The 10,269-nt window shown below is 66.0% G+C and carries 7 protein-coding genes and 2 tRNA genes; 6 read left to right on the top strand and 3 right to left on the bottom strand.

Translation table 11 applies throughout. The features are described 5' to 3' along the window. The first annotated feature begins 2 nt into the window (after positions 1–2). The 6 genes from ACLJPX_RS22555 (at position 3) to ACLJPX_RS22580 (ending at position 6,357) form a co-directional block, all read left to right on the top strand. Complete coding sequence (locus ACLJPX_RS22555; RefSeq protein ID WP_410601802.1) at positions 3–1,979, top strand: acetoacetate--CoA ligase; 1,977 nt, start codon at positions 3–5, stop codon at positions 1,977–1,979. Between the two features lie 33 nt (positions 1,980–2,012). Further along, on the top strand, positions 2,013–3,668 hold the full coding sequence (locus tag ACLJPX_RS22560) for a phosphatidylglycerol lysyltransferase domain-containing protein (protein WP_410601927.1): 1,656 nt from the start codon (positions 2,013–2,015) through the stop codon (positions 3,666–3,668). Between the two features lie 65 nt (positions 3,669–3,733). Beyond that, a tRNA-Ser gene (locus tag ACLJPX_RS22565) sits at positions 3,734–3,823 on the top strand. Positions 3,824–3,864: 41 nt separating this feature from the next. Continuing rightward, a tRNA-Arg gene (locus tag ACLJPX_RS22570) sits at positions 3,865–3,938 on the top strand. A 99-nt stretch (positions 3,939–4,037) separates the two neighbouring features. Then, a complete protein-coding gene (locus tag ACLJPX_RS22575) occupies positions 4,038–5,090 on the top strand; it encodes a DNA cytosine methyltransferase (RefSeq protein WP_410601803.1) in 1,053 nt (350 codons plus the stop codon). A 40-nt stretch (positions 5,091–5,130) separates the two neighbouring features. Next, positions 5,131–6,357, top strand: coding sequence for a DNA cytosine methyltransferase (locus ACLJPX_RS22580; protein ID WP_410601804.1), 1,227 nt, complete (start codon positions 5,131–5,133; stop codon positions 6,355–6,357). Here the strand turns inward: ACLJPX_RS22580 and ACLJPX_RS22585 are convergent. Genes ACLJPX_RS22585 through ACLJPX_RS22595 form a run of 3 tightly spaced genes read right to left on the bottom strand, consistent with a single transcriptional unit; the run spans position 6,293 to position 10,244 of the window. After that, positions 6,293–7,132, bottom strand: coding sequence for a DUF6339 family protein (locus tag ACLJPX_RS22585; protein ID WP_410601805.1), 840 nt, complete (start codon positions 7,130–7,132; stop codon positions 6,293–6,295). The two genes, ACLJPX_RS22580 and ACLJPX_RS22585, sit on opposite strands and share 65 nt — an antisense overlap. A 41-nt stretch (positions 7,133–7,173) precedes the next feature. Next, positions 7,174–8,154, bottom strand: a complete 981-nt coding sequence (locus ACLJPX_RS22590) for a hypothetical protein (RefSeq protein ID WP_410601806.1) — start codon at positions 8,152–8,154, stop codon at positions 7,174–7,176. Next, positions 8,151–10,244 carry a helix-turn-helix domain-containing protein gene (locus ACLJPX_RS22595; RefSeq protein ID WP_410601807.1) on the bottom strand — a complete coding sequence of 698 codons (2,094 nt, stop codon included), beginning with the start codon at positions 10,242–10,244 and terminating at the stop codon, positions 8,151–8,153. Before ACLJPX_RS22595 ends, ACLJPX_RS22590 begins: the two co-directional genes overlap by 4 nt. Positions 10,245–10,269: the final 25 nt, after the last annotated feature.

Consider the following 10,269-nt stretch of genomic DNA (forward strand, 5'->3'; position numbering starts at 1 on the left):
GGGTGACGCACACCGCCGACGCCCCAGAAGTGCTCTGGCGCCCCGAGCCGAGCCGCCTGTCCGACACCAAGATCGACGCGTTCCGCCAGTGGCTGCGCACCGAACGCGGCGTGGAAGTCGACGACTACAACGAGTTGTGGGAGTTCTCCGTGCGGCGCGGACCGGAGTTCTGGTCGGCCGTCGGCGAATTCCTCGGCCTGCGCTGGCACGACCAGCCCGGCGAAGTGCTCACCGGCGAGATGCCGAACGCCCGGTGGTTCGAGGGCGGCACGCTGAACTACGCCGAGCACTCGCTCATGCCTGGTGTCGCAGGCGCCGCGAAGGCCGACGACGAGATCGCCGTGATCTTCCACCGCGAAGACGGCCTCTCGTCACAACTGACGTACGGCGCCTTGCGTTCCGCCGTCGCTTCCGCGAGGGAGGGCCTGCGGAAGCTGGGAGTGTCCAAAGGGGACAGAGTCGTCGCGCTGGCGCCGAACTGCCCGCAGACGCTGATCGCCTTCCTCGCCACCGCGAGCCTCGGCGCCGTCTGGTCGTCGTGCTCGCCGGACTTCGGGGTTCGCGCGATCACCGACCGCTTCGCGCAGATCGAGCCGAAGGTGCTGATCGCGGTCAACGGGTACGTCTACAATGGACGGTGGTTCGACAGCCGTTCGACGGTGAACTCGTTGCGGGACGAGATCGCCACGCTCGAAGCGACCGTGCTCATCGACTACGCGGGTGGCCGCCTCGACGGAACCCTCGACTGGGACACGCTGCTCACCGACAACGCCGGCGCGGAACTGGCCTTCGAGCCCGTCGAATTCGCCCACCCGCTGTGGGTCCTGTACTCCTCGGGGACCACCGGGCTGCCGAAGGGCATCGTCCACGGGCACGGCGGGATCACCCTCGAACACCTCAAAGCCCTTGCCCTGCAAAGCGATCTCGGCCCGGGCGACCGATTCTTCTGGTTCACCACCACCGGCTGGATGATGTGGAACTTCCTCATCTCCGGCCTGCTGACCGGGACGACGATCGTGCTCTTCGACGGCAGCCCCGGCAGCCCGGACCTCAACGTGCTGTGGCATCTGGCCGAACAGCACCGCGTCACCTACTTCGGCACGTCGGCGCCGTACATCCAGAGCTGTCTGAAGGCCGGGATCAAACCGGCCGAACGCTACGACCTCACCGCGTTGCGCGCCTTGGGATCCACCGGCGCGCCGTTGAGTGTCGAGGGCTTCCGGTGGATCGTCGACGAGGTCGGTAAACGCGTCCAGATCTGCTCGGTGTCCGGCGGCACGGACCTGTGCGCGGCGTTCGTCACGTCGGCCCCGGACGTCCCGGTCTGGCTGGGCGAGCTTTCGGTGCGCGCGCTCGGCGCCGCCGTCGCCGCGTTCGACGAGCAGGGGAAACCGGTGGTGGAGACGGTCGGCGAACTGGTGATCACCGAGCCGATGCCGTCGATGCCGGTGTTCTTCTGGAACGACCCGGACGGCTCGCGGCTGCGCGAGGCGTACTTCGAGATGTACCCGGGGATCTGGCGGCACGGCGACTGGATCCGGATCACCGGCCGCGGCTCCGCGGTCATCTACGGGCGCAGCGACTCGACGCTCAACCGCGGCGGCGTCCGGATGGGCACGGCCGAGTTCTACCGGGTCGTCGAGTCGTTCGACCAGGTCGCGGATTCGCTGGTGATCGACACTTCGGCGGCGGGCAACGAGGAGGGGCAACTGCTGTGCTTCCTCGTCCTGGCCGACGGCGTCTCGCTCGACGAGGTCGAGCCCGCCTTGCGCAAGGAGCTGCGAGGAGCCCTCTCGCCGCGACACGTGCCCGACCGGTTCGTCCAGGTGACCGAGGTACCCCGCACGCTCAACGGCAAGAAATGCGAGGTTCCGGTCAAGAAGATCCTTTCGGGGGTTTCACCTGACCGCGCCGTCAGCCGGGATGCGCTGCTGAACCCCGACGCCCTTGTACCGTTCGTGGAGCTGGCAAGGAGCTGAACGTAGGGGCGGGACTTGGCGGGCGCGTGGCGGGTGGCGGGTGCCACCTCGGTGGTGGTGGTCACCTGGGTGACGCGACTGGCCGGACTGCTGGCCCTGGTCTCGGTGCTGGTCCCGGCCGGGCGGCGCACCCTGCGCGGGCACGTCGCCGAATGGCTGGAACTGCCGCACGAGGCCACGGTCGGCGCGGCGACGGTCGCGCTGGTGACCGGTGTCTTGCTCGTGCTGCTCGCCGCCGGCCTCAAACGGCGGAAGCGACGAGCCTGGCAACTGGCGGTCGCCGCCGCGGTCCTGCTGACCGTGTCGCACCTCGGCCTGCGACACGTCCTCGGCGCCGGCCTCGTGTCGCTCGCGCTGTTGATCGCCCTGATCGCGACGCGGCGCCACTTCATCGCGCTCCCCGATCCGGTCACTGGACGGTGGCGCGCGGTCCGGGTCTTCCTGCAGCTGACGGTGGCCGGGGTCGCGATCAACTTCGTGCTGCTGTCGGTCGCCAGGGCACTGGATCCCCTGGACGTCGGTGACAGGCTCGCCCAGTCGGTCCTGGCCCTGGTCGGCGTCAGCGGCCCCGCGGTGTTCCACGCGCTGTGGCTGGAGGACCTGTCGGCGGCCGTCGGACTGCTGTTCGGCATCGGCGCGGTCCTGCTGGCCGCGTACTTCCTGCTCCGCTCGGCCGAACCCGCGCCGGAGCTGACCGATGACGAGATCGAGCGGCTCAGGGCGCTGGTGGGCGAACGGGACTCGCTGGGGTACTTCGCGCTACGCAGGGACAAGTTCGTGGTCTTCTCGAAGTCGGGGAAGGCCGCGGTGACCTATCGCGTGATCGCCGGTGTCGCGCTGTGCTCGGCGGACCCCCTCGGCGACCCGGAAGCGTGGCCGGGCGCGATCGAGGAGTACCTCGACGTCTGCCGCCGCTACGCCTGGACCCCGGCGACCATGGGCTGCTCGGAACTGGGCGCGACCGTCTGGGCACGCTTCGGCCTCGAGGTCCTGGAGATCGGCGACGAAGCCGTCGTCGACACCGGCACCTTCACCCTCGAAGGCCGCACCATGCGCGGCGTCCGCCAAGCCGTCTCGCGCACGAAGCGAGCCGGGTACGCCGTCCGCGTCCGCAAGACCGAAGACGTGCCTCCCGCGGAACTCGATGAACTCCGCGGCCTCGCCGCCACCTGGCGCGGCACCGACACCGAACGCGGCTTCTCGATGGCCCTCGGCCGCATGGGCGATCCGGGCTCGGTCCTGGTCACCGCCGAGCACGAGGGTCGCGTTCGAGGCTTGCTCCAGTTCGTCCCGTGGGGCGAGAAAGGCCTCTCGATGGACGTCATGCGCCGTGACCGGACCGCGGACAACGGCGTCAACGAGCTGATGATCTCCGAACTGCTCCTGACGACCCCCGCCGACCACGTGTCCCTGAACTTCGCCGCCTTCCGCGCCGTCCTGGAACAAGGCCAGCGCATCGGCGCCGGCCCCGTCGCCCGCCTGTCCGCCCGGACGCTGCGATTCTTCTCACGTTGGATCCAGATCGAGACCCTCTACCGCTTCAACGCGAAGTTCCAGCCTCGCTGGGTCCCGCGCTATCTGGCGTACCCCGCGGCCCGCGACCTACCCCGCGTCGGCATCGCCGTCTTCGAAGCCGAAGGACTCGGAGGGCGCTCTCCGCTGCTGCTCAGAGCGCTGCAACGGATCTAAGGGGGGTCCCTTTCGCGGGGGTTCGCGGGGTGTGTAACCTATCTGGGCAGTGGTCGTTCGACCTGGGAGGCTTCGCCTAGTCTGGTCTATGGCGCCGCACTGCTAATGCGGTTGGGGGTAACCCCCCCTCCCGGGTTCAAATCCCGGAGCCTCCGCTGGCACCTGTTCCGGCAGGTGCTAGATTAAAACTGAACAAGCGCCCGTAGCTCAGCTGGATAGAGCATCTGACTACGGATCAGAAGGTCAGGGGTTCGAATCCCTTCGGGCGCACGTCTGGTTGAGACAGCACTAAGGCCCTCCCGTTCGCGGGAGGGCCTTTTTGTCTGTCCAGTGTGGACTGAAGGGAGAGCCTTCAATCAATCGGCGTCGTTGAACATCGTTCTGGGTTACGCTGAAATACGTCCGATGGTCGAGGGGCGCGTGAGGACTATGCCGGAAGCAGAACGATTTTCCTCGCTCGATGTCTGTTCTGGAGCGGGTGGGCTCGCGCTGGGCTTGGAACAGGCAGGCTTCGATCCTGTTCTTCTGCTGGACAATCGCGATGTAGCGTGTGAAACGCTGCGAGCGAATCGCCCTGGTTGGGATGTCCTCGAATTGGATCTGCTCGAGTTCGTTCCAGACGAACACCAGCAGGTGTACGACGTCGATCTGCTGTCTGCAGGCCTTCCGCGGGTGAAGGCATCGGCGACGGTCAACCGGACTCGTGGAAGTGACATCGAGCTGGAGTTGCTCAAGGCGACCATCATGCTGATGCACGGAGTTCAGCCGCGTGCGCTCCTGGTCGAGAACGTTCCGGACCTCGTCACCAAGGACGCCTACAGCGCGATCAGGGGGTTCGTCGGTGCGGAGCTCGACCACCTGGGCTATCGATACGAGTGGTTCGTGGTCAACGCGGCCGACCACCAGGTCCCACAGAATCGTGAGCAAGGCGTCCTGGTGGCGTTCAAAGGCGATGCCATGGATGCCTTCGAAATGCCCGAACCGAGCCTGGAACCTCCGGTGACGGTGGGTGAGGCGTTGGAAGAGTCGATGAAAGCGCGAGGCTGGGCCCAGGCGAGCGAGTGGGCTCGGCAGGCGAACAAACTTGCGCCGACCTTGGTCGGTGGATCCTGGGAACGAGGAGGTCCGGACCTCGGACCGACGGGGTCGAAGCGGGCGTGGGCCAAGATGGGCGTGGACGGCGCCACGGTCGCGAACGAGGTGCCAGGTCCCGACTTCGTGTGGGACCCGGCGCTCGGCCGGGGCGGCATGGTCAAACTGACCGTCGAGCAAGCCGCACGCCTGCAGAGTTTCCCCCCGGACTGGCGGTTCGAGGGCAGGAAGACCGTTCGTTATCGACAGGTCGGCCATGCTTCGCCGCCACCCGTCGCGCATGCGTTGGGATGTGCCATTCGTGCCGCACTGACACGCGGTGGAGCCTGATGATTTCAAGGCCGTCCTGCACGAGTTAAGCTTCCACCCCATGACCCCTGTGCAGCCGCAGCTGTTCACGACTGCGCAGATCCAGATGGTGGACCTGTTCGCCGGGCCTGGCGGGCTGGACGTCGCCGCACACTGGTTGGGTGTGCACGTCGACGGTATCGAGTGGGATGCCAATGCCTGCGAGACCAGGATCGCCGCAGGTCTCGGCACCAAGCACGACGACGTGCGGGCCTACGGGCCCAAGGACTTCCCCGATGCCACCGTGCTCTCGGGCGGACCTCCGTGCCAGACGTACACCGTCGCGGGGGGCGGCGCCGGTCGTCGTGCACTGGACACGGTCCTCGGCTTCGTCGAGCGGATGGCCGCAGGCGACGACATCAGCGCCGAACTCGAGAAGATGCACGAAGACGACGAGCGCGCAGGCGACGACAGTCGTAATGGCAAAGAACGATCCGGCCTGGTACTCGAGCCGTTGCGCTGGGCATTGGAAGCTCTCGACTACGAGATGCCTTACGAAGCCATCGTGCTGGAACAGGTTCCGACGGTCCTGCCGGTCTGGCAAGCATACGCCGGTGTTCTGAAGGAACGTGGTTACAAAGTCGCCTGCGGCGTCTTGCACACTGAAGAGTTCGGGGTCCCGCAGACTCGTCGTCGCGCGATCCTCATCGCACGACTCAACGGCGAGGCTTCATTGCCGACGCCAACGCATCGTCGGTACTACAAAGGCAAGGAACGGTCCGAAGGAGCAGCCACTCTCAAACCGTGGGTGACGATGTCCGATGCCTTGCGAAACAGGGACGAGCCGTTCGAAGTGGTGTCGAACTACGGTACCGGCGGCGATCCCAAGTTGCGGGGAAGGCGCAGGTCCGACGAGCCTTCCGCCACGGTCACCGGCAAGATCTCACGGAATCGGCTGTATTCGTCCGGTTCGCCCAAGCGCGAGCTCGATCGGCTGACGAAGGAGGAAGCCGGCCAACTGCAGACCTTCCCCTGCGACTACCCCTGGTCCGGCAAAGAGATCGCGCAACAGGTCGGCAACGCCATTCCGCCGCGCCTGGCCGCACACGTGCTCGCTGCGGCCTTGGGGGTCGAGTTCAAAGCCGAGGACCTTGACGCGGTTGTCGCCGCGAAGTGGGATCCGGGAATTTACGACCGACCTCAGCTGCCCTCGACGCCTGTCGCGACTCCGTCCGAAAAGGACGCTACTCCGGAGAGTCGGCAGCCTTCTTCCGTTGTCGCACAGGCGCCTCTTCGAGTAGTTGTCTGAACAGGGGTATCAGGACCTTGACTGCGTCCTCGCTGACTTCGCCGTCGTCCGGTCCGTCGGGAAGACGGTCCCAGTGCACCGGGGCCATGTCTTCGGCCTCGGTGATCCAGTCGTGCACCGCGTCCTGATCCGCCGGCTCGTCCGGCGCCAGAACGTCGTACAGCAGGGTGCTCCCTGCCGTGTTCACGGCGGACGACAACGCGTTGGCCCGGTCTCCCAGACGTGAAACGTTCGAGCGCTTCAACTCTTCGAGCACGCGAATGATCGCGAACGCGGTCGGACGATGGTCGATGACGTCCAGGCGCATCGTCGTGTTCAGGACGTCTTGAACGCTGCAGGCGACTTCCACCGGCCTGTAGTCGTCCGCGTTGCGGAACAACTCGGCCGCCCACCACAGACGGGCGAAGGCCTGGGTGTAATGCGGGCCGCTGAACCGGGCGGCCGGCGTGATCTCGGCGCCTTTGTGGCGCCACACCACATAGTCCGGAGCCGCGATCATGGAGAGGAAGTTCCACAGGCGACTGTCGGCAGCTTCGGCCCTGGTCATCCGCAGGGTGGCGTGCAGTCTCGGTGCCAGCCAGCCGTCGGCGTCCACAGGTCTTCCCGCGAAGCGCTCCATCGCCACGTCGAGCAACTCCCGGATCGGTGCGATCCCCCAACGGGCTTCCGTCGGCGGAAGAGAAACCGATGCCTTGCGGAGGGCGACCAGCGGCGGTTTCTCCTGCCCTGACTGCATACCGCGAGTCAGGAACTTGGCCACCGCCGCGTTCGGCAACAAACCCAGAACGAGCGGGAGGTCGGCCTTGTTTTCAACACTCATCGTTCATCGCTCCTGTCCGAACGATGAACAGACCGCACGGCGTTGGTCAGCTTCTTGGTGATCTGACTTCGCCTGCCTGCCGCGTACTGGACACTCGTCTGGAGCTCGGACCAACCGAACCCCTTGGTACGACGTTCGTTGATGTCGAAGAGGGCGTCCGTGAGCTGCCGTCCCGGCAGCACGTCCGGCAGCATCATCCGGACCACGGCCTCGCGCCAGCCGACAGGCATCTGAGGTGTCCCGTCTTCGTCCAGATCCAGGTCGCTGATGGCGGTGTGGAACATGGCCGTCCAGGCGTCCTGTGCGACCTGGCTCGCCGTCATCTCACGCAGCATCTTCTCCTCAGGACTGCCGCCTGTGCCGTGCAGGGCATCGATCAAACCCTCCACCGCGCTCGTGTTCAGATAGACCGTCGGGATGTCACCAGTGGTTTCGACGATCCATGGTGACTCCTTGAAAGGATGCAACCATTCGTGCGGCCCTTCGCGGAAGTCGACCTCCACGATCTCGATATCGCGCTGTCGGACCGGGGTGGTGACCTTGAGGTCCACGAACCAGTCCTTTTCGGTGGCACCGATGAAGCGGCCCGCCATTTCGCCGAGTGTGGCGACAACCGTCAGACCGAGTGAGGCGCGATTGAGATGGCGGGCATGCGCCAGTTCGATGCTCCCGCGCCAGCTACCGTCACGGGAACGGGTCAGACATGTTGTCGACCGGGCGTTGGTGGCTTTCTCGGTGAGTACCGCCAAACACACCGGATCGACCCAAGGCCCTTCGGCGAGCTCCTCATCGGGGATCTTGGCGGCGAGGTGCAGAGTCGCAACTTCCCATTCTTCCCGTCCGGTTCGATGCAACGCCACTGTCTGCTCGACCTTGGACACGTGCGAGTACGGGAGCTCCGCGCCGTCCACACTCACGGCCGTCACGTCGAGACTCACGTCACCGAAGAGCGTCGGGTAGGGGAATGCTGCTCTCACGCGACACCTCCGCGGGCCTTCTGGACGTCCACGACCAGTCGGGACAGGCGACCTTGAACAGGATGACTTCCCGGATCCGTGACACCGATGAACGAGGCCGATCGCATCCCCGGCGGGACGACCAGATTGCCGTTCTCGATGTCGCAGTTCTTCGCAGGGGTGAGAAGGCTCCACTCGACGGCAGGGCGCCCGCCGGACCTGACGTCGAACTTGGCGACCGGTGTCAGCAACCACGGGTCTTCCGCGTTGGGCAGCTTGATGTCGACACTCACGTGCCAGGCGCCCGTGTCGTCCAGCTGAGCGTTGATGCTCCGGACCGTCGGCACGCCCTGTGCGCGTCTGCTGCCGGCGGCGGCGCCGTCGAGTTTCAGCAGCTCCTTCAGAACGCTCGGGCCACCCCGATGGCCGATCTCCCGACGCCCGACAAGCTCGCGTACCGCTTTGTCGATCTCTTCGAGGAACTCGCTGATGCGGGACAAGGCTCCTCGCTGGTACAGGGACGTCAGTTCTTCCGTGCGATCCCACTTGTGGTGCTCAGGGGGCTCGGACGCGCGGAGAAACTGTTCCGCGAGGTCGACGTCTTCGCCTTCGTTCTCGGTCGCATGGCCTGCGAGAAGGACGGCCTGGAAGGCGTCGGCGCCCAGTGGGAGATCCCTGGGCCGCCTGTCGAGGATCGCCATGCGGTTGCCGCGCATGCAAACCACTCGGTTGGTTCGTTCCTCCCCTTCGGCACGGGTGAGCAGAAGGACGGCGGAGTGTCTTGCGCCTTTGCCTTGGGCTCGACCTTCGCCTTTCAGTGGAGTGACGAACAGTGGTACTTCGACACTGGCCACTTGATCGCCCGCGGTCCGCTCGGTCACGGTCTCGTTGTCCAAATACGCCTTGAGGGCTCTGCTCAGCGCGGGATGGTGAGTATGGGGATTGACCTGTTGTTCGGGCACGAGCACCCGGCCGTTGCGCAAGGTCGTGACGCGGGCTTCGAGCAGCGCGCCTGCCCGATCACCACCGATCATCGCGGCCCAGAAACCATCGGCCAGCGAACGCACCAGCTTCTCGTGCATCTCCTCGAGCGATTCCGCGTCCCCGGAGGCGTCATGCGCCCCGACGATGAGGAACGACGTGCCAGTTTCCGCGTTCGAGCGTTCGAGCTGCAGCCCTCGAACGGACTCCTCGTCCGCCCACCACGACCGGGAGACACCCTTGTGGCTCTGAGTGGTGTCCGGTTCTCCGAACCAGGCAGGCCCCGCGTAAGCCGTCTTTTCCACGGTTCGCCAAGGCAAGTCGAGCCTGCCGATGACACGACGTTCGGTCCGGCCCTCATGGGGAATCGACAGCGTCGAGTTCATCAAGACCAGACCGAAGCGACTGGTGGCCCACAGGGTGACTTTCCCGAGCCCGTAGGAACCGCCGGCTCGCTTGCCGGACTGCTTGTGGCTGTCGAGCTGCCTTCGGACGACAGCCGCGAAGCGACCGTCGCTGTACTCGGGGCCGGTGAGGCCGGCGGCGTTGTAGTCGTCCACCCTCAACAACAGCAGCGACCTGGTTCGGTCCAGGTCGTCCAGCGCCGCTCGCAGACTTCGGGAGACCTTCTGTTCCGCCGAAGCGGCTTTGTCGTAGTGCGGGCGTAACCTGTCCCACTGCAAGGCCTCGAGAAACGAGTCGAGGTGTGCGCCGCTCAACTCGTGCAATGTGTAGTGGACCCGGACCGGTTTGGAAGGATCATGGCGTTCGTCGAGCGAGTTCTGGGTCGCCTCGCGGGCGAGGACGGCCAGGTCGGCGTTGAAGGCGAAGGCGGCGGCGTTGCCGTATTCACGTCCGCCGTCCGCATGTGCCGGCCTGTGGTGCCACTCCAGCGGGAGCTTGGCGACCACGTCCGCGGTGCGGTTGTGCAGAGAGGCCACGTCGATGCCGAGGAACTCGGCGATCCGACGCTTGACTTCCTCGCGAGGTTCGGAGCGGCTGGTGATCCAGGCGGACACGGCGGCACGGGTCAGGTCCAGATATTGCGCGAGCTCGGCTTGGGATTTCGATGCCCGACGCAGCTGCCGTCCGAGCCACGGACCGAAGTCCTCGGCCTGTTGAGCGCTCATTCGCGTGGTCGCCTTCCCTGATATC

The organism is Amycolatopsis sp. lyj-90 (genome assembly GCF_046549035.1).
Lineage (GTDB): Bacteria > Actinomycetota > Actinomycetes > Mycobacteriales > Pseudonocardiaceae > Amycolatopsis.